This window comes from Pantoea sp. NGS-ED-1003 (assembly GCF_000738765.1).
Classification (GTDB): domain Bacteria; phylum Pseudomonadota; class Gammaproteobacteria; order Enterobacterales; family Enterobacteriaceae; genus Pantoea; species Pantoea septica.
Genome location: NZ_JPQA01000002.1, coordinates 434079 through 456266 on the forward strand (window position 1 = coordinate 434079; position 22188 = coordinate 456266).

At 58.4% G+C, this 22188-nt stretch carries 18 protein-coding genes; 6 read left to right on the forward strand and 12 right to left on the reverse strand.

Annotation, left to right across the window (positions count from 1 at the left end):
- Positions 1-303: 303 nt before the first annotated feature.
- Positions 304-1179, forward strand: coding sequence for a BglG family transcription antiterminator LicT (licT, locus tag JS46_RS05510; protein WP_051905576.1), 876 nt, complete (start codon positions 304-306; stop codon positions 1177-1179).
- 248 nt (positions 1180-1427) lie between these two features.
- Here the strand turns inward: licT and JS46_RS05515 are convergent, their stop codons facing one another.
- The 4 genes from JS46_RS05515 to JS46_RS05530 all read right to left on the reverse strand — a co-directional run bounded on the left by JS46_RS05515 (position 1428) and on the right by JS46_RS05530 (position 8562).
- Positions 1428-2528, reverse strand: a complete 1101-nt coding sequence (locus tag JS46_RS05515; RefSeq protein ID WP_033748781.1) for an NADH:flavin oxidoreductase/NADH oxidase — start codon at positions 2526-2528, stop codon at positions 1428-1430.
- Between the two features lie 417 nt (positions 2529-2945).
- Positions 2946-6701: an NAD(P)-binding protein gene (locus JS46_RS05520; RefSeq protein ID WP_033748783.1), complete on the reverse strand. Its 3756-nt coding sequence runs from the start codon at positions 6699-6701 to the stop codon at positions 2946-2948.
- A 441-nt stretch (positions 6702-7142) separates the two neighbouring features.
- Positions 7143-7910, reverse strand: coding sequence for an amino acid ABC transporter ATP-binding protein (locus JS46_RS05525; protein WP_033748784.1), 768 nt, complete (start codon positions 7908-7910; stop codon positions 7143-7145).
- A gap of 1 nt (position 7911) precedes the next feature.
- Positions 7912-8562 carry an amino acid ABC transporter permease gene (locus tag JS46_RS05530; protein WP_033748787.1) on the reverse strand — a complete coding sequence of 217 codons (651 nt, stop codon included), beginning with the start codon at positions 8560-8562 and terminating at the stop codon, positions 7912-7914.
- Between the two features lie 291 nt (positions 8563-8853).
- On the opposite strand from JS46_RS05530, the gene JS46_RS05535 reads away from it, so the two are divergent.
- From JS46_RS05535 to JS46_RS05545, 3 genes are read left to right on the forward strand one after another with little or no spacing between them, the layout of a single operon-like run.
- Positions 8854-9618, forward strand: coding sequence for an ABC transporter substrate-binding protein (locus tag JS46_RS05535; RefSeq protein ID WP_051905577.1), 765 nt, complete (start codon positions 8854-8856; stop codon positions 9616-9618).
- Positions 9619-9665: 47 nt separating this feature from the next.
- The gene (locus JS46_RS05540) at positions 9666-10271 is read left to right on the forward strand and encodes a cupin domain-containing protein (protein WP_033748790.1); all 606 of its coding nucleotides are present in this window, start codon (positions 9666-9668) and stop codon (positions 10269-10271) included.
- A gap of 26 nt (positions 10272-10297) precedes the next feature.
- Positions 10298-11626: an FAD-binding oxidoreductase gene (locus JS46_RS05545; RefSeq protein WP_033748791.1), complete on the forward strand. Its 1329-nt coding sequence runs from the start codon at positions 10298-10300 to the stop codon at positions 11624-11626.
- Between the two features lie 33 nt (positions 11627-11659).
- Here the strand turns inward: JS46_RS05545 and betA are convergent, their stop codons facing one another.
- From betA to betI, 3 genes are read right to left on the reverse strand one after another with little or no spacing between them, the layout of a single operon-like run.
- On the reverse strand, positions 11660-13339 hold the full coding sequence (gene betA / locus JS46_RS05550) for a choline dehydrogenase (RefSeq protein ID WP_033748793.1): 1680 nt from the start codon (positions 13337-13339) through the stop codon (positions 11660-11662).
- Positions 13340-13366: 27 nt separating this feature from the next.
- The gene (gene betB, locus JS46_RS05555) at positions 13367-14839 is read right to left on the reverse strand and encodes a betaine-aldehyde dehydrogenase (protein WP_033748795.1); all 1473 of its coding nucleotides are present in this window, start codon (positions 14837-14839) and stop codon (positions 13367-13369) included.
- Between the two features lie 12 nt (positions 14840-14851).
- The gene (betI, locus tag JS46_RS05560; protein WP_033748796.1) at positions 14852-15448 is read right to left on the reverse strand and encodes a transcriptional regulator BetI; all 597 of its coding nucleotides are present in this window, start codon (positions 15446-15448) and stop codon (positions 14852-14854) included.
- Positions 15449-15678: 230 nt separating this feature from the next.
- On the opposite strand from betI, the gene JS46_RS05565 reads away from it, so the two are divergent.
- Positions 15679-17706 (forward strand): choline transporter, encoded by a 2028-nt coding sequence (locus JS46_RS05565; protein WP_033748797.1) that lies wholly within the window; start codon positions 15679-15681, stop codon positions 17704-17706.
- A 32-nt stretch (positions 17707-17738) separates the two neighbouring features.
- On the opposite strand, the gene JS46_RS05570 is transcribed toward JS46_RS05565, so the two are convergent.
- Positions 17739-18323 carry a DJ-1/PfpI family protein gene (locus JS46_RS05570; protein ID WP_033748798.1) on the reverse strand — a complete coding sequence of 195 codons (585 nt, stop codon included), beginning with the start codon at positions 18321-18323 and terminating at the stop codon, positions 17739-17741.
- Between the two features lie 110 nt (positions 18324-18433).
- On the opposite strand from JS46_RS05570, the gene JS46_RS05575 reads away from it, so the two are divergent.
- Positions 18434-19423, forward strand: a complete 990-nt coding sequence (locus JS46_RS05575; RefSeq protein WP_051905578.1) for a helix-turn-helix domain-containing GNAT family N-acetyltransferase — start codon at positions 18434-18436, stop codon at positions 19421-19423.
- 45 nt (positions 19424-19468) lie between these two features.
- Here JS46_RS05575 and JS46_RS05580 read toward each other — a convergent pair whose 3' ends face one another.
- Genes JS46_RS05580 through JS46_RS05595 form a run of 4 tightly spaced genes read right to left on the reverse strand, consistent with a single transcriptional unit; the run spans position 19469 to position 22166 of the window.
- Positions 19469-19660, reverse strand: coding sequence for a tautomerase family protein (locus JS46_RS05580; RefSeq protein ID WP_033748802.1), 192 nt, complete (start codon positions 19658-19660; stop codon positions 19469-19471).
- Positions 19653-20090: a cupin domain-containing protein gene (locus tag JS46_RS05585; protein ID WP_033748804.1), complete on the reverse strand. Its 438-nt coding sequence runs from the start codon at positions 20088-20090 to the stop codon at positions 19653-19655. The genes JS46_RS05580 and JS46_RS05585 overlap by 8 nt, the downstream gene beginning before the upstream one ends.
- A gap of 29 nt (positions 20091-20119) precedes the next feature.
- Entirely contained in the window at positions 20120-20860 is a 741-nt protein-coding gene (locus JS46_RS05590) for a DeoR/GlpR family DNA-binding transcription regulator (RefSeq protein ID WP_033748806.1), read from the reverse strand.
- 4 nt (positions 20861-20864) lie between these two features.
- Complete coding sequence (locus JS46_RS05595) at positions 20865-22166, reverse strand: SLC13 family permease (RefSeq protein ID WP_033748809.1); 1302 nt, start codon at positions 22164-22166, stop codon at positions 20865-20867.
- Positions 22167-22188 lie beyond the last annotated feature (22 nt).

Here is a 22188-nt window from a genome sequence, read left to right on the forward strand (position 1 = left end):
CTCAAGGAATTAAATTGCTACAGGGTAGCATGGATCCAGCTACCGCTTAATTTACCAAATCTATTAACGCGAAGATAAACTCAACTCAATCAGCTGCATGACTTTTACTTTTCATTCACATGAAGAGCATAATAAAAATAGAAAGCGCAATCCTGGATGCAGCATCACATTTAACAACAAGGCCATGACAAAACGGTTTGATTTGCTTTTCCCGGTGCTACCATAAAGCACGAATTACAGAGGGAAACCTTAATCAGGAAAATAATAATAGATAAGGTAAAAAATATTTATTTGGGGGAAGGTATGAAAATAGCGAAAATACTCAACAACAACGCCGTAATAGCGGTAAATGCGCAGCAGCGGGAAGTTGTGGTGATGGGCTGCGGCCTGGCGTATAAAAAGCGGCCGGGCGAGACGCTGGATGCGACGCGCATCGAGAAAGTCTTCTGTTTGCAAAGCGACGAGCTTAACAGTCGGCTGGGCGAACTGCTGCGACAAATCCCGCTTGAGGTGATGATCGCCTGCGATCGCATTATCGCGCGGGCGACGCAACAGTTGGGCGAGTTACATGAAAGCATTTATCTGACGCTGACCGATCATTGCCATTACGCCATTGAGCGCCAGAAGCAGGGGCTCAGCCTGAAAAATGCGCTGCTGTGGGAGATCCGTCGCTTCTATCCTCACGAATATGCGATGGGCGAAGAGGCGTGCGCGATTATCGCCCGTCGTTTGAATATTCAACTGTCGGAAGATGAGGCGGGGTTTATTGCCCTTCATTTGATCACGGCGCAGCTTAACAGCGCCATGCCGGAAGTGATGAAAATAACGCGCGTGATGCAGGATATACTGGATCTGGTAGAAAAACAGCTCCAGATAAAATATATGCCAGACTCGCTAAGCTATCAGCGATTTATTACTCATCTGAAGTTTTTTGCCATGCGGATGCACGCGCAAAGAACTGAAGCCGAAGAAGATGACACGCTCTGCAATACGATAAAAAGCAATTACGCTACCGCATGGCGGTGCGCGAAAAAAATAGAAAATCTCCTGCAGCTGCATTATCACTATGACCTGGAAAGGGACGAACTGACCTATTTAACGCTCCATATCGAGCGCATAAGAAAGTGTATGACGACATCAACCGAAAGCGCGACAGAGAGCGATGCGCCACATCAGTGACAGCGTCACATTTTTCAGGTTCTGAACCAGATAGCTAAGTAGCTAATTACGCTTGCAGACGCGATCAGCATCGCCAGATATTCTTCGCGTTTAAAAAGCAGGGCAGATTTCATTTTTACTCTCCTCAGTAACTGAGTAGAGTTTTACATTTTACAGCTTAGAGAAACCTTAAGATAAAAAAGCGCTGCTGTCGCGCGTCACAGAAACGAGAGAAAAACCGGCCCTGAGGAGAGAGCCGGCAGAGAGAGTTAGCGGTTAGCCTTTAACGTACCTTTCAATCCGTGCGGTTCAGAACGCAGATACTGCGGTGGTGCAATCGCCTGCGCGCCCAGTTCGGCGGCAGCATGCCACGGCCAACGCGGATCGTAGAGCACGCCGCGCGCCAGCGCCACCAGATCGGCGGTGCCTTCCTGCAGCACCGCTTCGGCGTGTTTCGGCTCGGTAATCAGGCCGACGGCGATAACCGGAATATTCACCTCTTTGCGAATATCGCGCGCGAACGGCAGCTGGTAGCCTGGTCCTACCGTAATTGACTGCTGAGGCGCAAGGCCGCCGCTCGATACGTGAACGTAATCGCCGCCTGCGGCCTCAAATTCTTTACTTAATTCAATGGACTGCGCATTATCCCAGCCGCCCTCAACCCAGTCGGTTGCGGAAATACGCACGCCGATCGCGATATCATCAGAGACCGCCTCACGCACCGCGCGGAAAATTTCCAGCGGAAAGCGCATGCGATTTTCCAGCGAACCGCCATATTCATCTTCACGGTGGTTGCTGAGCGGCGACAGGAACTGATGCAGCAGATAGCCATGCGCAGCGTGCAGCTCAATGAGTTGAATGCCGAGTTTCTCCGCGCGCTTCGCGCTGTCGACAAACTTCTGTTTAACACGTGCGAGATCGTCGCGGCTCAGTTCCAGCGGCGGGCGATCCTCTTCATGGAAACCTTGCGCGGAAGGCGCGACCGTTTCCCAGCCGCCTTCTTCAAGCGTCAGCTGATGACCGCCTTCCCAGGGCGCGGCGCACGAGGCTTTGCGGCCAGCATGCCCCAGCTGAATGCCGACCGGAATCGGCGAATAGGCACGAATATCTTCCAGTACCGTGCGTAAAGCCGCTTCGGTATCGTCGTCCCACAGGCCGAGGTCGCCCGGAGTAATGCGGCCAATCGGCTCAACCGCGGTGGCCTCGATAATCAGCAGGCCCGCGCCGGAAAGCGCCAGCTGCCCAAGATGGATGCGATGCCATGCGGTGGCTTTGCCTTCGCTCGCGGAGTATTGACACATCGGCGCAATAACAATGCGGTTTTCCAGTGCCAGCTTGCCAATATGCGTTGCGCTAAAGAGTTGACTCATGAATACCTCATTTCCTTGTAATGACTGCCTCGAAACAGAAAGTGTAATCGACTACTGGCAGATCATCGGCTTAATGCAAAAAAATAGCATAAAGAGAGCGGGTAAGAGTTTACCGTTATGGCTGCGAGGAGAGGCAACTGGCGCCGCTTCCGCGAAGTGGCGATTAAACGATCTTGTTCCGTATAAAAGTTAAACATCGCAATAAACGATCGCGCTACGCGAATTCTGGCGGCAAAGCAGGGGAAGAGTACTGCAAAATTTACGTAGCGCTGCCATTTTGCCGTTTAAAAAACATCGATTTGCCTGCATGTGACTTTATATAATGCCTATTATAGAAAGCCAGAGATCTGGAGGATCCTTTTTGCTACCGGGATCGATAGTGGACGCCAGACGCAACGCGCCCGGCGTCCGCTTTGGTTACGCCGTTGTCTTACGGTTAGTAAGCAGCGCTTTCACCGTTTCGGCCGCGCGCTTGCCCGCCAGGAAAGCGTGATCCGAATTGTAATACTCCCATTCGCTGTAACGTCCGGAAAGATGAATGCCCTGCGCCGCCAGCCAGCTGCGGATCAGTTCGACGTTCGCTTTGCGCTGATGATCGTAAACCACATAGGCATACGGCATATCCACCTCATTGGCGGTGACGATAACGTCATCCTCGCGAATAATGCCGACGCGAATACAGTCATTAATGCAGCGCTGGATCAGCGCCTCGCCTTCATACGGCAGCGGCTGATCGGCGCGATAAGTGATTTCGCAGGTCAAACCAAAACCGCCTGGCGGGTTGCATTCCGGGCTGGCATTGCCCTGCAGGAAAATACGGTGGAACAGCGTATCGCCAGGATAGTAGATCCAGTGCTTGTCGCTGAGGTTGGCGCGTCCGATGCCGAGGTTAACGCAGCGCACCGACACGTGACGCAGCAGCGAGGCGGCTTGCTGCACTGCCTGCGGCGCGCGGTTGCCCATCAGGCGCACCAGCTCGGGTAGCGGCAGAGTGCTGATCATCTGATCGTAGTGATAGTGACGACCATCCTTAAGGATTACGCTGCGGCTTTGCGGCTGGATGTCGGCTATCTCTGCATCCGTTTCCAGTACGCAGCTAAGATGCGGCAGGAAGCCATTCATCAGCGCCTGAAAACCGCCGCGTTTCGGGTAGCCAAAGCGGGCATTCGGGCCGACCGGTTTATCCAGCGGCGCCAGCGCGCCAGAGATGATCTGCTGAAGATCGGGCAGCGGAACGCGCCCGCCGAGCCAGGAGGTTTCCATATCGGCAAGCGGGGTTTTCCACAGTTTTCGGTTGTAGGGAACGGCAAAGTGATGCGCGATGCCGCGTCCCCAGGTGCGAAAGATAAAGCGCTCGAAATCCTCGTTCATCTCTTCTGCGCCGGCGGGTTCAGTTGCTTCGCTACCCAGTACGCCGTCGGCGCAGCAGTCGCGGCAGTCGGTATTGGCCGCCGAACGCACTGCGCTAAGCGGCGCCGCCTCCTGCGCTCCCGTGACACCGTAACGCGCCTCAATGGCGCCCAGCACGCATTCGCCAATCACCTCTGCCGGCAGCCCATGTAGCGCCGACTGGAAAGGATAACGGGTGAAGACGTCATGGCTGTAAACCCAGGCTTCGCGGTTTTGCCAGTGCAGGTTATCGCCCAGCAGTTTGTCGTAAAGCTGAAGCACGTAGGGATCGTTGGAGAACATAATGTGGCCCGCATAATCGAAGGTAAATCCCTTATCTGCGATAGAGCGGCACCAGCCGCCAGGCGTCTCGTTTTTCTCCAGCACCACCGCGCCTTCGCCGTAGTGGTAGCCCGCGCTCAGGCCAGTCGGCCCGGCGCCGAGGATCAGACACTCCACCGGGCGCAGCGTTACCGCGCGCACGCCGTCGGTAGTTTCCGGTACTTTCGCGGCGACAACCGGCTGCACCACGTTATCGCGCAGGCTGGCGATATGCGCCTGCATCTGTTCCGCGGTACGATCCCACGAAGTTTCGGCGATGATCGCCGCCATCTGCGCTGCCTGCTGGCGCCGCGCCTCCTCGCTCAGCCCCAGCGCGGCTTCGCAGGCGAGGATAAAGCCCTGCGGCGTGTCGGCGATACTGACGATATCGCTGTAATGACGCACCACATCCGGCACGGCGGTGCTGACGATCGGCAGCTGCGCCGCCATATACTCCAGCACTTTGGTCGGACTGATAAAACGCGTTGAGGCGTTCAGCGCGAACGGCATCAGACAGACGTCCCATCCGGCCAGAAAATGAGGCAGCGCTTCATAGGGCTGCTGGCCGAACCAGTGCAGATTGGGCCGCTGCGGCAGGCTGAGCGGATCGATTTTCACTACCGGGCCGACCATGGCGATGTGCCAGTCGGGATGCGCATCGGCGAGGGCGGCGACCAGCGCGATATCCATACGCTCGTCAATCACGCCGTAGTAGCCCAGTATCGGGCCAGGCAGATTTTCCTGCAGCGGGTGGCCGTTGCTGCGATCGAGCGCCTGCTCGAAATGCGCGGCGTCGACGCTGCTGGCAAAACAGTGCACGTTCTGGTGGCGGTGCTTCTTCGCTTCATACAAGCTGGTGCCGCCGGTAAAGACCACGTCGGCGCGACTCAGCAGCGCGGACTCGCGCTGCTGCAGCTGGCGCGGCGCCATATTGAAGGCGGAAAGCTCATCCATGCAGTCATAGATAATGGCGCTGGGATTGAAGCAGGCCAGCAGCGGCAGCGCCATTGGCGTATAAAACCATACCAGCGGCTGCTCATCGCTATCCAGCAGCGTGGCGAGCAGGGGCTGCAGCACGGCGATCTGGCTGTCATGGAAGCCCGGCGCCGCGACGTCAGTATGCGGCTCGATAACGGTAACGTTAGGCGCGGGCGACTGCTGTCGTAAACCCGCCTCGCCGGGCTGATAAACCGGCTCCTCAATGAACAGCACGCGATGGTGCTGGGCAAGACGCGACAGTAAATGCTGTGGCCGTTGAAAGACGAAACCCCAGCGAAGATGACTAAATACCACCAAAACGGACTGTTTCATAGAGGACTCCTGTGGCTCGCCGGCCGGCGACAAAAGCGCGTGAAACCGGTGCAGCGAACGTTGTGATTGCCGCAACGCTGCGGCGGTAGGCTGGTGCAGCTGACGCGTAAAATCAGGGGCGACATCCCACAGACCGCTGCGCGGCCAGTGATGAGGATCTTCCCAGAGAGGGCTTTCTATAATGGGGTAAATGCAGACGCCCAGGATTTCGCAGCCGTCCAGCTGCGCCTGCGCAATCTGCGCGGTGATATAGCTCATCCAGGCGGGACGACCGCTGCCGACATGGCTGGTTTCCGCCAGCAGTATCGGACGCTGATAGCGCTGCGCTAAATTCAGCAGCAGCTTATGGAGCGGCTTTCTTCGCCCGTCGCCCAGGTGCCACGCCAGCCGCTGATTGGAATTGGCCTCCCATTGATTGGCGTGATAGTAGTTGGCGCCGATGATATCGAGATAGCGCGGCGCGCCGCCCAGCTCCGGGTTGCGTATGCCGGCCAGCATATCCCAGGCCTGAAACTGCGCGTCGTTCAACTCGGCGGTGAGCTGATAACAGGCTTCGCTCTCTTCATCGGGAACCAGGTGAATAATAGGATCGCAATGAAGAAAGCGCGCCCGGGGATCGGCCAGCCAGATGGCGTCGCAGCCCGCGAGGGTCGCGCGCACCAGCTGGCGCTTGATATCGTCAGGATCCGCCTCGCGGTGGTTGCCGAACAGACCGACCGACAGGCCCCAGCTAAGAAAAGAGATCTCATTCATCGGCGAATAGATCGGCGCACGACGATACCAGGGCGCCAGGAAAGCGGCGACGCGCTGGCAAAAAGCGGCGAAGCGCGGGACAAAGTTGTCTGAAAAAAGATCGACGTCGTCGGGCCAGCCGTAGTGGCAGAAGGTCCAGTTAATCTGAATGCCCAGCTCCTGCGCCGCCTCCATTTTGGCGCGCAGCGTGGCGAACGTCCGTTCCGGATCCTCTTCCGCCTGGCGCCAGCCGATGCTCTCGCGCACGGTACGGATGCCAAAATGCTGTAAAGCGAGATAGTCGCTGTAAAACCGCGTTTGATGTCCCGTTAACGCATCCATCACCAGGCGCTGGCCTGCCGTATTGATATGGTCGGCGCCTTCGTACCCGGCCTGCCAGAAGCTAGAAAAAGGCAACATCGTCTCCTCCTGTAAAAATCAGGATTAAAAAGGGCCTATGCTATTGCGCGCGCGGAATGCTCCCCGGCATAGCAATCAGGTTGGAAAAGCTATAGAGAACAACGTTGCTGTCGTGAATTCCGTGTCCGGAAAAGAAGACGGTGCGCGACCGGCCGGGCCTGGCCGCAGTAAAAGCGTTATCCCGCACGCAGAGAAAAGGGGGTAGAGATTATTAGTTTCAGTGAGCAATCACTGTTGATCGAAGTATAACCCTGCCTGGTTTTCTCACAAGTATTTGAAGCAAAACAAAAAAAGCCAAGCGGCAAATCGGCGGGTCAGCGGAAGGAATAAACGCTGAATAACTTTATGAGAACAGAGGTCCTGCGCGCAGACACCTGCGCCGCGCCGGCGCTGCGTCCTCCACTGCGGTTTAGCACCAGCCGCGCGCAGAGCGCGCAGCCTTTAAACGACCGCCTGACACTGGCGACAAAAATGGCTGTCGCTGCTGCCGAGAACGCGACGCAGGAAGTCCTGCGTGCGCGCTTCCTGAGGCTGCAGCAGAATTTGCTGCGCCGGTCCCTGTTCGACAATCTGCCCGCTGTGCAGAAAGCAGACGCGATCGGCCACTTCGCGGGCGAACTGCATCTCATGCGTGACGACAATCATCGTCATCCCTTCCTGCGCCAGGTTGCGCATCACCTGCAAGACTTCGCCGACCAGTTCAGGATCGAGCGCGGATGTCGGCTCGTCGAACAGTATTGCTTTCGGCTGCAGCGCCAGCGTGCGCGCAATGGCTACGCGCTGCTGCTGGCCGCCGGAGAGCTGCCCCGGCCAGGCGTTGATCTTGTCCGCCAGCCCTACCAGCGCCAGCAGGGATTTGGCGCGTTTTTCCGCCTGAGCGCGCGACTCGCCGTTGACGTGAACAGGGCCTTCCATCACATTTTCCAGCACGCTGCGGTGCGGGAAAAGGTTGAAGCGCTGAAACACCATGCCGATCTGGCGACGCAGATCGTTAATGCTCTTATGGCGGTTATCGACCCGTCGATCCAGCACGCGGATCTCGCCGCCTTCATAGCTTTCCAGCCCGTTGATGCAGCGCAAAATGGTCGATTTGCCAGAGCCGGACGGGCCAATCAGGCAGACCACCTCGCCAGCGTTTACGGAAAAACTGACGCCTTTCAATACCTCGACGCGGCCGAATTTTTTGTGGACTTCGTCAATCTCGATCATCTCAGGCTCCTTTAATCTGGCGTTTTTCCAGCCGTTTGGTCAGCGCCATCAGCGGCATGCACAGCAGCAGATAGAGTACCGCCACCAGCGTATAAACCGTGGTGTTGTCAAAAGTCGACGCGGCGATCAGCTGACCTTGTCGGGTCATCTCCGTAACGGCGATGGTGGAGGCGAGGGCGGAATCTTTCAGCATCATCACCAGCGTATTGCTGTAGGGCGGCAGCGCGACGTGAAACGCCTGCGGCAGGATCACGCGACGCATCGCTTTGGCAAAGCCCATGCCCATTGAGCGCGCCGCTTCAAACTGACCGCGATCGACCGACTCGATGCCGGCGCGAAATATCTCGGCGATATAGGTGGAAAAGCAAAAAGCGATGCCGATGACGCTGGCCTGAAAAGAGGTCAGGGTGATGCCAATATCGGGGAAAACAAAGTAGATATAAAACAGCACCACAATCATCGGCAGGCCGCGGGTAATATTAATCACCGTCGCTACCGGCCAGGAAATAATTTTCCACGGGCACATCTTTGCGGCGGCAAATATTAATCCCAGCGGCGTGCTAATCACCAGCGACAATAGCGTGATAGAGATCGTCATTTCAGCCCCTTTTAGCAAAAAGGGCAGATACGTATGAATGCTGCTCCAGTCCATCTTAGGCTCCTGAACGTGCTGCGTAACGGGGTTTGGGGCAACGGCAATTCATTATAATGAATATCTTTACCCGCCACACGCTGTCAATAAATACCGGTTCTCGCGAGATAGCGAATTGTTATTACCGCGATAAGAAACAGCTATAGATAGGCGAAATGATTAAAGCAACGGCTTTTTCAGCAATGTGTGAGGTGCGGCGTTTTCGCAAAATAAAACGTTGACAGCGGCAGCATAAATTTCATTATAGTGAAAAAGACGTTCGCCCTTTCGCTACTGAACCAGGAGTGAGTTATGTCTGTCGCCCGTAAAATAAGCCTGCTGAATATCTCCATAGCCTTGAGCATCGCCGCAGTAGTCAGCGTTAACGCCCAGGCCGCCGCGTTAACGGCAGGGTCGCCGCCCTCCAGCGCGCCTACCACCTTCCTGAATACCCAGAGCGGAAAAATTGAAGGCTTTATGCCGGACGTCGCGGCGGAAGTGGCCAGGCGTCAGCATCTGGAAGTCAATTTTACCGCCGTGCCGTTCTCAACGCTGATTCAGTCGGTTATCGCCGGGAAAATCGATATGATCGTCGCCGGTATGACGCCGACGCCGGAACGCGCGAAGCGAATCGGTTTCTCGCAGCCGGTCACCGCTTTCGGCGCAGGGCTGGTGGTGCGCGACGACAACGCTAAAAAATATGACTCCTGGCAGGATTTGAAAGGGGACGTGGTGGGCACCATGGCGGGCACCGACTACACGCAAAGCCTGATGCAGAGCGGCATCGCCAAAGAGGTGAAGGTCTATGACAGCCCCGCGGACATGACGCGCGATCTTTCGCTGGGCCGCATCGCGGCGGGCATGAACGACTATCCCATCCTGAAGGCGCAGGCCAAAGCGGGCGGGCTGAAAGGCATGCACGTTGTAGAGGGCTATAAGCCGGAACATGTTTCGCCCATGGCGTTCGGCGTGAAAAAAGGCAACGACAAGCTGCTGGCGGAGATCGACAGCGCTCTGACCGCCATGAAACAGGACGGCACGCTTCAGACCATCAAAGATAAATGGGGCATGCCCTGATTTAACCCAGGTCGGCGAACAGGCGCGACGGCAAACAAGAGCATGAGATGAAAAACGCATCGCAACACAAGGCGGAACCCGGCGCCGCTGAAACGGATATCGGCTCGCGGCTGAAAAGCCTGCGCAAGGCGCGCAATCTGACCATTACCGAGCTGGCGCTGCTGGCCAACGTTTCCGCCGGCGCTATCAGCCAGATTGAACGCAACCTGACGAATCCCACCGTACGGGTGCTGGAACAGCTGCGGCTGGTGCTAAAAGTGCCGCTGACGGCGTTTCTGGAGGAGAGCGCCGCCTCGCTGCGCGGCGCCGAGCATTACGTCCGCCGAGGCGCGGAGCGGCCGCGCTTCAACGTCGGCAAGCGCGGCATCGCCAAAGAGATGCTGTCGCCGTCGGGCGACCACGATATGCAGTTCATGGTCATCGACATTCCGCCAGGCGTCCGCTCCGACGAAATGCTGATCGGTCAGGGCGAAAAGGCGGGGCTGGTGGTTGAAGGCGAACTGACGCTGGAGATCAATGGCGATACCGCGCGCCTGATGACCGGCGACAGTTTTCAGTTTAAAAGCCATCTGCCGCACAACATTTTCAACCATACCGAGAGCGATGCCAGAGTGTTGTGGATCATGCATATCCCGCCTGAAAAGCATCTCTGAATGCCCTGAACTTAAAAGGTTTCTCTATGCGCATAAAAATCAATGCTGTGACAGACAGCCCGACATTTCCCGAGCAGGTCGATGTGGTGGTGATCGGCGGCGGCATTATCGGCACTTCCGTCGCCTACGAGCTGGCGAAGCAGGGCGTTGCGGTGGCGCTGTTCGAGAAAGGCGTGATCGGCGGCGAGCAGTCCGGGCGCAACTGGGGCTGGGTGCGGCAGCAGAACCGCGACCTCTACGAGCTGCCGCTGGCGATGCGCAGCCTGCAGAGATGGGAGGAGCTGGGAGGCGAAATCGGCCTGGATCTCGGCTTTCGCCGCAGCGGCATCCTTTACGGCACGCAAAACGAAGCGGACGTGGCGCGCTGGGAAAAGTGGGGCAAACAGGCGAAGCAGCTCGGTTTCGTCAGCCATCTGCTGTCGCCGAAAGAAGCGCATGAGCGGCTGGGCGACCAGGCGCGCTGGGTCGGCGGCATCTGGTCGCCGACCGACGGGCGCGCCGAGCCGTCGCTGGCGGCGCCTGCTATCGCCGTCGGCGCGCAAAAGCTGGGCGCCTCCGTTCATCAACGCTGCGCGGTGCGCGGTCTGGATATGAGCGCGGGCCGCGTCTCCGGCGTCTGGACCGAGCGCGGCCGCGTGCGCGCCAGCCAGGTGATCTGCTGCGGCGGCGCATGGAGCTCGCGCTTCTGCAAGCAGTACGGCATCGATCTGCCAAGCGCCAATATTCTCGGCACCGCGTTTAAAACTACGGCGGCGCCGGAGGTAATTCAGGGCTGTCTTAGCATGCCGGAGCTCTGTATCCGCCGCCGGCTGGACGGCAGCTACACCGTGGCGATCCCTGGCCGCGGCCAGCTCGATCTCGCGCCGCAGAATATCCGCTATGCGACGAAGTTCTACCCTATGTACCGCAGCAAGATCGCCAAAAAGCTCAAGCTCCGGCTGAACGGCTCATTTTTTAACGGGCCGGAGGCGGCGGGGCGCTGGTCGAATGACGCGGTGTCGCCGTTCGAGAAGATTCGCGTACTGGATCCTGAGCCCGTTCGGCAGATTCTTAATGAAGCGCTGGGTATTCTGGTGAGGGCGTTTCCTGCGCTGGAAGGAATTAAAATCGATCACGCCTGGGGCGGCTGGATTGATACCACGCCGGATCTGGTGCCGGTTATCGATGAGATGCCGCGCGTGCCCGGTCTGTTTATCGCCTCAGGCTTCAGCGGGCATGGTTTCGGCATCGGCCCTGGCGCGGGCCTGCTCTGCGCGCAGCTGATGACAAATCGGCAGCTCTTTACCGATATCGCGCCGTACCGCCTGACGCGTTTCGACAAAGGCAATGCCATCCGCGAGCCGCAGATGATGTAACGGCAAAAGCCCGCCGAAGCGGGCTTAAGCGCGTTAAGCGCGTCGCGGTTCGCCGCGTACCGGCGTCTCGCCAGCGACAAAGTAGCTTGCCGTAGAGGCGGGAAGCGGCTGGCGGCCACGAATGTTATCGGCGATTTTTTCGCCGATCATAATGGTGGTCGCATTCAGGTTGCCGGTGATGATCAGCGGCATAATCGACGCATCGACGACGCGCAACCCCTGCATGCCGTGCACGCGGCCTTCGCCATCCACTACCGCCATCTCATCGCTGCCCATTTTGCAGGTGCCGCAAGGATGGTAGGCCGTTTCCGCATGGTTGCGCACGAACTCATCCAGCTGCTCGTCGGTCTCGCACTCCACGCCGGGACTGATTTCGCGTCCGCGGAACTTGTCCAGCGCCGGCTGGTTGATAATCTGGCGCGTGATGCGTATCGCGTCGCGGAACTCATGCCAGTCCTGCTCGCTCGCCATATAGTTGAACAGAATAGCGGGATGGCGGCGCGGATCGCGCGACTTAATGCGCACATGGCCGCGGCTCGGCGAACGCATCGAGCCGACATGACACTGGAAACCGTGCGCGTCGACCGCGTTCGACCCGTTGTAGTTAATCGCCACCGGCAGGAAGTGATACTGAATATTCGGCCAGGCGAACTCTTCACGGCTGCGGATAAAGCCGCCCGCTTCGAAGTGGTTGCTGGCGCCGATGCCGGTGCCGTTGAACATCCACTCCGCGCCGATTTTCGGCTGGTTCCACCACTTCAGCGCAGGGTAGAGCGACACCGGCTCTTTGCACTCGTACTGCAGATACATCTCCAGGTGGTCCTGAAGGTTCTCGCCGACGCCGGGCAGATCGTGCACCACGGGAATATCGAACGACTTCAGCAGGCTGGCGGCGCCGACGCCGGAGCGCTGCAAAATCTGCGGCGAGGCGATGGCGCCCGCGCAGAGCAGCACCTCGCGCCGCGCATGCACCTTGTGCGAGGTATTGCTCGCGCCCAGCAGATACTGCACGCCGACGGCGCGCTTGCCGTCAAACAGGATGCGATCGGTGGTCGCATGGGTAACGATTTTCAGGTTCGGGCGGTTTTTCGCCTGATCGAGGTAGCCGCGCGCGGTGCTGGAGCGGCGCCCCTGCGGCGTCACGGTACGATCCATCGGGCCGAAGCCCTCCTGCTGATAGCCGTTGAGATCCTCGGTGCGCGGATAGCCCGCCTCGACGCCCGCGTCGATCATTGCGGCGAACAGCGGATTGTTGCCCGCCTTCGGCGTCGCCACGCAGACCGGACCGTCGCCGCCGTGATAATCATTCGGCCCGATATCGCGCGTTTCCGCTTTGCGGTAGTAGGGCAGACAGTTCTGATAGCACCAGGACTCCAGCCCCGGCGCTTCCGCCCAGCCGTCGAGATCCATCGCGTTGGCGCGGATGTAGCACATGCCGTTGATCAGCGATGAGCCGCCCAGGCCTTTGCCGCGTCCGCACTCCATGCGGCGATTGTTCATATGCGGTTCCGGCTCGGTCTCGTAAGCCCAGTTGTAGCGTTTTCCCTGCAAAGGAAAGGCAAGCGCCGCAGGCATCTGCGTGCGAAAATCCATACGGTAATCTGGGCCGCCCGCTTCCAGCAGCAGAACGTTGACGTCGCTATCTTCGGTCAGTCGGGCAGCCAAAACGTTCCCTGCGGATCCGGCTCCGATAATGATGTAATCAAATTCCATTAGTCGCTCCTCAGGTTTCTTCATTAATCAAAATACAGACTGAAAACGGTCCAGCTCGACCTGCACGGATTTCACCTGGGTATAATTCTGCAGAGTCATCAGGCCGTTCTCGCGGCCGACGCCGGAGTGCTTATAGCCGCCGACCGGCATCTCTGCGGCGGATTCGCCCCAGGTGTTGATCCAGCAGATACCCGCTTCAATCTGGTGAATAACGCGGTGCGCGCGATTGAGATCCTGCGTGACCAGACCCGCCGCCAGGCCGTACTCGGTGGCGTTGGCGCGGCGCACCACTTCCTCTTCGCTCTGATAGGTCAAAATCGACATCACCGGTCCGAAGATCTCTTCGCGCACAATGGTCATCTCATCGCTGCAGTCGGTAAAGACGGTAGGTTCGACCCAGGCGCCGGCGTCGAAGCCTGCGCCCGTCATCCGCTTGCCGCCGCACAGCAGGCGCGCGCCTTCTGCAACGCCGCGCTCGATGTAGCGCATCACGTTGTCGCGATGACCAAAGCTCACCAGCGGGCCGAAGTTCGTCGCGGGATCGTTGAGGTCGCCGGCGCGAATGCGGGCGACACGTGCCAAAATTTTCTCTTCAAACGCGGCTTTCAGGCTGGCTGGAACAAAGACGCGCGTGCCGTTGGTACAGACCTGTCCGGAACTATAGAAATTGGCCATCATGGCGATATCGGCGGCGAGATCGAGATCCGCATCGTCGAAGACTATCAGCGGCGACTTGCCGCCCAGCTCCATGGTGACCTCTTTCAGGGTCGATCCCGCTGCGTTAGCCATCACTTTTTTGCCGCTGGCGACGCCGCCGGTGAAAGAGACTTTATCGATGCCGGGATGCTCGGTGAGCAGCTGACCGGTCACCGCGCCGCTGCCCGGCAGCACATTGAACACGCCGTCCGGCACGCCCGCTTCGCTGTAGATTTCCGCCAGCTTCAGGGCGGTAAGCGGAGTCACTTCGCTCGGCTTAAAGATCATCGCGTTGCCGGCTGCCAGTGCCGGCGCGGATTTCCACAGGGCGATCTGAATCGGGTAGTTCCACGCGCCGATACCCGCCACCACGCCGAGCGGTTCGCGACGCGTATAGACGAAAGCCGTATCGCGCAGCGGGATCTGCTGGCCCTCCAGCGACGGGATCAGGCCCGCGTAGTACTCCAGCACGTCCGCGCCGGTAACGATATCCACGCTAGCGGTTTCGCTCAGCGGCTTGCCGGTGTCCAGGGTCTCCAGCGCGGCCAGCTCATCGTTGCGCTCGCGCAGGATATCCACCGCGCGGCGCAGAATGCGCGAGCGCTGCATCGCGGTCATCGCCGCCCAGACCTTCTGGCCTTTGCGCGCGGCGGCTACGGCGCGGTCGACGTCGTCGCGGCCAGCCTCATGCACCTTCGCCAGCACTTCGCCGTTGGCGGGATTGATGGTGTCAAAGGTGTCGCCAGCCGCTGCCGGGACGTAAGCGCCATCAATATAGAGGTGCTGCTCTGCGAATCGGGACATGGTTCCTCCTTATCAGGAATGGGTGTTGCCAGCTAACTGCTGGCGAATGAACTGGGTCGTCAGCGAGCGAGCCAGCTGAAAATCAAAGGGCTTGCCGCCCAGCGCCGCGCGCAGCCAGAGGCCGTCGATCAGCGCCGCCAGCCCATAAGCGGCGGTGCGCGCCGCCTCGCGCGGCAGTTCGCGACGGAACTCTGCGGCCAGCGACGAGAAGAGGCGGCGGCTGCTGACGCGCTCCAGCCGGTTGAGCTGAGGCTGATGCATGCTGCTCGACCAGAAGTCGAGCCACGCCTTCATCGCCGCCTTATGCAGCTGGCTTTCGTCGAAGTTGCCTTCGACGATGGCGCAGAGGCGCGCTTCGGTGCTGCCGCCGGCCAGCGGCCGGAGCCTGACCGCCACCGCGTCGCGCAGCTGCCGCGTCACGTCGCGCATGGTGGCTTCCAGCAGGCCGTTCTTGTCTTTGAAGTAGTGGCTGATGATGCCGGTCGAGACGCCCGCGCGCCGCGCAATCTGCGCGATGGTGGCGTCGTTGATCCCGACTTCGTTAATGGTTTCCAGAGTGGCATCAATCAGCTGCCGACGTCGAATCGGCTGCATTCCTACCTTTGGCATAACAAGCGCTCCGCCCTAAACAAGTCCACTATTAGAACTTTTATTGATTGAACGTTCAATATAAAAAAGAAAGTTGTTAGGATACTGTGCCTGGATTGTTGCAAAGCGCAGCGTACAACTCATCGCTTTACCGCTACGCTTAACGGTCAGGAGGAGAAGAATAAAGGAGACGCGTTTACACGCGGAGGACAATATAACCTGTTGAATTTATTATAAACCAGAGGTAACTGATGATCAATCCACCTGCAAGTGAAAAGGACAGAATCAATCCCGTGGTGTTCTACGCCTCGGCCGGACTGATTCTGACATTTTCACTGGTGACGATACTCTACAGCGATCAGGCTGCGGCATGGATTCAGGCGGCAGTGAACTGGGTATCGTCTACGTTCGGCTGGTATTACATGCTGGCCGCGACGCTTTACATCGTATTTGTGCTGTTTATGGCCTGTTCGCGCTTTGGCGCGATTAAGCTTGGACCGGAGCAGTCCAAGCCGGAGTTCAGCCTGCTGAGCTGGTCGGCAATGCTGTTCGCCGCCGGTATCGGCATCGACCTGATGTTTTTCTCGGTGGCGGAGCCGGTCACGCAGTATATGCAGCCGCCGGAAGGCGCGGGGCAGACGCTGGAAGCGGCGCGGCAGGCGATGGTCTGGACGCTGTTCCATTATGGTCTGACTGGCTGGTCGATGTATGCGCTGATGGGCATCGCGCTGGGCTACTTCAGCTATCGCTACAACCTACCGCTGACCATCCGCTCGGCGCTCTATCCCATCTTTGGTAAACGCATTAACGGCCCCATCGGCCATACCGTCGATATAGCGGCGGTGGTCGGCACCATTTTCGGCATCGCCACCACGCTCGGCATCGGCGTAGTGCAGCTGAACTACGGACTGAACGTACTGTTCGATATCCCTGAAGGGCTGGCGGCGCAGACCGCGCTGATCGTGCTCTCGGTGGTTATCGCCACCATTTCGGTGACCTCCGGCGTCGACAAAGGCATTCGTATTCTTTCCGAGCTGAACGTGGCGCTGGCGCTTGGCCTGATCCTGTTCGTGCTCTTTTTCGGCAAAACCGATTTCCTGCTTAACGCGCTGGTGCTTAACGTCGGCGACTATATCAACCGCTTTATGGGCATGACGCTCAATACCTTCGCCTTTGATCGTCCCACGCAGTGGATGAACAGCTGGACGCTCTTTTTCTGGGCCTGGTGGGTCGCCTGGTCGCCGTTCGTCGGTCTGTTCCTGGCGCGTATTTCGCGCGGCCGCACCATTCGCGAGTTCGTGCTGGGCACGCTGATTATTCCGTTTACCTTCACGCTGCTCTGGCTGTCGGTGTTCGGCAACGCCGCGCTCTACGAGATTATTCACGGCAATACCGGCTTTGCGCAGGAGGTGATGGCGCATGCGGAACGCGGCTTCTATCTGCTGCTGGAGCAGTATCCCGCCTTTAAGCTGAGCGCTTCAGTGGCGACCATTACCGGTATGCTGTTCTACGTGACGTCGGCGGATTCCGGCTCGCTGGTGCTGGGCAACTTCACATCGAAGCTGAAGGACATTAACAGCGACGCGCCAAACTGGCTGCGCATCTTCTGGTCGGTGGCGATCGGCGTGCTGACGCTGAGTATGCTGATGACCAACGGCATCTCCGCGCTGCAAAACACCACGGTGATTATGGGCCTGCCGTTCAGCTTCGTGATCTTCTTCGTGATGGCGGGGCTCTATAAATCCCTGAAGGTAGAAGATTACCGTCGCGCCAGCGCCAGCCGCGATACCGCGCCCTATCTGGCGACCAGCAATGATCGGCTGAGCTGGAAAAAACGTCTGTCGCGGCTGATGAACTACCCTGGCTCGCGCTATACCCAGCAGATGATGGAGAGCGTGATCTTTCCGGCGATGCAGGAAGTGGCGAAAGAGCTGGAGCTGCGCGGCGGTCGCGTGACCCTGGAGCGGCTGGAAGCGGAAGAGAGCGCGCTGGGCTATATCGATTTGCGCGTTAACCTGGGCGAGGAGCAGGATTTCGTCTATCAGGTGTGGCCGCAGCAGTATTCCGTGCCGGGCTTTACCTACCGCGCGCGCAGCGGCAAATCGACCTACTACCGGCTGGAAACCTTTCTGCTGGAGGGGAGCCAGGGCAACGATCTGATGGACTACAGCAAAGAGCAGGTGATTATCGACATTCTCGATCAGTACGAGCGTCACCTGAACTTTATCCATCTGCATCGTGAGGCGCCGGGCAACAATATTACCTTCCCGAGCGTGTAATATCGAAACGGGCCAGCCAGGCTGGCCCGCTATTAGTTGCCCAGCCGATCGCTGCGCCAGCGGTCATAGTAGATATGCTCCGCCTGGAAATCCGCCGCGCCCGCCTTGCCGGTCAGCCGCAGCGCCAGCTGCAGCGCGAAGTCAAAAGCGACGCCCAGCCCTCTGCCGCTGAGCAGATTGCCATCCTCTACCACGTCCGCCATCACATACTCGCCATCCTCGTAGTGCATCCAGAGTTCGCCCGAGCAGGTATAGCGGCGTCCTTTCAGCAGACCGTTGCCCGCCAGCACGCGCGCCGCCGCAGAGCAGACAGGCGCAATGATCTTCTCCGCCTCGTCGTGGCGGCGGATAAAGGCGCTCACCGCTGGGCTCGCGGCCAGATTCATCGTGCCCTCCGGGCCACCGGGAATAATGACCGCATCGAACAGCTCGTGCTGGGTCTCTTCCAGCAAACGATCCGCCAGCGTCACCACGCCGTGATAGCTGACAACCTGATTGTGCGGATGGCAGGCGACGGTAGTTACCACGACGCCCAGCCGGCTCAGAATATCGAGGGTGATAAAGGCTTCCGCTTCTTCGAAGCCCGGAGCCAGCAGTAGGGCAGCTTTCTTTGACATCGTCTCTCCTTGCATCTGTCATTAAGTACAGATTGATAAAAGTAAAACAGCGTTTCATTTATAGCGTGAATGCTGTGCAATTGAGAGCCCCGCTGGTTAATGGTTGTATTATGCAACCAACATATTTCTACGGAATGAACCCGGTGCTCACAAAGAGTTTGATAAACGATATCCGCGCCTCTTCACGTCTTATGGTGCGTGAACTGGGCTTTATGAACGCTACGCTCGCCGCTACCGACTGGTCACCTTCTGCGGTGCATAGTCTACTGGAGATCGCCAGCGGCAACGCTCGCAATGCAGCTCAGCTGGTGCGGATACTGGGACTGGAGAAGTCCAGCGTCAGCCGCATGCTATCGAAGCTGCTGGCGGCAGGAGAGATCTGTGAGGTGGCTTCGGTGCAGGATGCACGCGTGAAGCAGTTGCAGCTTACGCCAAAGGGCGTTGAGACGGTTAATGCGATTCATCATTATGGCGCGATGCGCGTCGCTGACGCGCTCCAGCATCTTGATCCCGACCAGCAGCGAGAGGTTGCCAGGGGCTTATCCGCTTACGCCCGGGCGCTGGAAAAATGTCGCAGTGGCGAACCGGCAGCATCTGCGCCCAGTCTGCAAATCGTTACCGGCTATCGTCCCGGCATGATTGGTCGGATTGCCGAGATGCACGGGCGCTACTACGCCGCACATTATCATTTCGGACATTTTTTTGAGGCGAAAGTAGCAGCAGGTCTTGCCGAGTTTGCGGGCCGTCTGGATCAAGATGATAACCAGATCTGGCTGGCGGTTGATCAGGGCGTTATCGTCGGATCAGTCGCCATTGACGGTCAGGATCTGGGCGATAACCAGGCGCATCTGCGCTGGTTTATCCTGGATGAAAGCGCTCAGGGAAGCGGTATCGGCAACAGGCTGCTTTCGGAGGCGATGCAATTTTGCGATCGCCGTGGTTTCGAAGCTACCCAGCTCTGGACGTTTAGCGGACTGAACGCCGCGCGCCGTCTTTATGAGCGCTTCGGCTTTAAGCTGACGAAGGAGTGGCAGGGCGATCAGTGGGGCGCGACCCTGACCGAACAGCAGTTTAGCCGCCACCACGCTTCGGCGCGCTAGCGGCCTTATATAAGTTAAGTAGCGCGCCTTTCTCCGGCGCGTTATTTATTTCCCACGTTCGCTATAAAGCACGCCGCCGCGCGCCTTATCGCTGGCTTTGGTCTCGACGATCGACACTACCACGCGATCGCGCTCTACGCCGAAGCTCTCTACCACCGCCTCGGTGATCTTCACCATCAGGGTTTTCTTCTGCTCGGCAGAGCGGCCTTCTACCGCATACACCACAATCTCAGGCATTCTTTTCTCCTCTTTCTTTGATAATGTGCTCCGCCGCGATCGGTCGCGTTTCGCCGGTTTCCACCAGCGTACGGGTAGCCTCCGGTGAACCATAAATCCACATAATTTTCATCGTCTCGGTGGCGGAAGCATTTCTGAACCGATGCGGCACGCCTGCGGGAATAAAGGTGACATCCAGCGGCCGAAGATCGAACGCTTCGCCGTCGATATCGAAAATGGCATGTCCCTCCACCAGCAGCACGCTCTCTTCACAGTTATGAAAGTGAAAAGGGATTTTGGCGCCGCCGGCAAACTCAGTGTAGCCGGTAATGAAGGCGCTGGCGCCCATGCCCGCCGTCACCAGCGGCGTAGTGCGCGCGCCGCCGCCGCGCTCGTGTGGCTGAATATCGGCTGGGTGGAGCAGCCGGGAACCGGATGCGGTATGCGTCATGCGTTCTCTCCTTGTCGGGTAAGCCTGAGTCAGTCTTGCAGCGGATGCAGCTTCAGCGGATCAACGCGTCCCTGAAGCATTCTTTCCGCCGCAGGAAAATTAGTGATCACCACGTCCGCGATAGTGAGGCTATAGAGGTTGAACAGGCCGCTTTGATCGTAGCGGCGGCTGTCCGCCAGCAGTACCGTGCGGCGCGACGCCGTAGCCAGCGCGCGATACCAGCGCTGACGATGCTCATCATGATGCCAGACGCCGCGCTCGCTCCAGCTCATCGGCGACAGATAAAGCAGCTCGAAGCTCAGTGAATCGAGCGACTCCAGCGCCAGCGACTTATAGCAGCTATGGTCGCTTCGACTGAGTTCGCCGCCAATAAAAAAAAGCTGCGCGGACGTGTCACGCAGGATATCGCCCGCGATCAGGAAGTCGTTGGTCACCGCCGTCATCTCCGCCGTCCAGGGGATCTGCTGCGCCAGCTGGCGACACAGCGCGCCGCTATCGAGGAAAATAACGCGACTCTCTTTAAGATAGCTCAGCGCCGCGCGCAGCAGCGAACGGCTCTCTGCCAAGCCCTCGCGGCTGCGCGCGACGGATGCGATTGACTTGACCCCGCCGCGCACGGCGATCAGCGCGCCGGAGGCAGAAAGCTCGGCGACGTCCCGGCGAATGGTCATCACCGAAACGCGCAGCCGATCCGCCAGCGCTGCAAGGCTAAGGCATGATTCGTCGGCCAGCGCGTCGAGAATATGTTGATGTCGTTCTGCCGGGATCATGGCGTTATACCGGCACGATGCCCAGCAGCATCGCCGCCAGCAGCGCGCTAACGCTCAGGATCCAGACCTTGATCATGGAGTGACGAATATGCTCGTCCACGCGTAGATTGAGCAGACTCAGGCCGAGATGGGTTGCCGGAATAACCGGGCTCAGCAGCAAACCAATCTGTTCGGTGATCAACATAGCGATGGTGACGTGCAGCGGCGAGACGTTAAAACTCTGTCCCAGACCAACCGCCAGCGGCAGCAGGGCGAAATAGAAGGCGTCCGAGCCGATTAAAATCACCACCGGCACGCTAAAGGCCGCCAGAATAAGATAGAGATACGGGCCGAGGCTGTCAGGAAATATCGCTGCCAGTTCACTGACCAGCACTTTGATAATGCCAGTATTCTGCAGTATGCCGACAAAGACGCCGATTGTAAGAAAAATCACGATAACCGGGAAAATGGTAATCGCATACTCTTTGATTTTCTGCTGCGCTTTTTTGGCGTCGGGATAATTAATCATCACCGCCAGCGCAAAGGCGATCATAAACAGGAAATTGCCCGCCACCCAGCCCGCCACCAGCGTTACAATGGTCGCGATAACCAACGCAAAGTTGAGTTTCAGCAGCCAGGGACGCGGATTGGCCGGCGGGTTCAGCATCGCCTGGCGCATCTCATAAAAAGCTTCGGGCGAAATGCCTGATCCTCTGCGGTTCTCGACGCGCGCCATCCAGGCGCAAAGCAGGACGCCCAGCACAAAAAGCACGCCCTGCAGCGGCAGTAGCTGGTAGTAAACGGCGAGAATATCGAGATGGGTGACCGCGACGGCGCGGTTCAGGGATCCGCCCCAGGGCGTAATGCCGGTGACGCCGACGCCGACCGTCACCAGCAGCAGCAGCGTTTTTCGGCTGATGTTCATCTTCTCATAGATGGGCAGCAGCGCGGGCACGGTGACCAACAGGGTGGCGTAAGCGTTGCCGTCGAGGCTACAGACTGAGGCGATGACCAGCGTCGCTAGCAAGATGGAAAAGGTTGACGGGGTGACAAAGCGCAGAATAAAACGGACGATGACGTCAAACACGCCCGCTTCTTTCATCAGCGTAAAGAACATGGCGCTAAAAGCCACCAGCGTGGCGGTGCCCACCACCGACTTCAGCCCCTGCGCAACATAATCGCCCAGCTCTCTAAAACCAAATCCGCATATCAGCGCGGCAATCGTCGGCAGGATAATAAACAGAATGCCCGGCGGAAAACTATTTTTCAGTAAACACCAGGTCAGCACGATAAACATGACGATCCCGGTAATCAGCATCAATGACATGGTCTTATTAACTCTGTTTTTA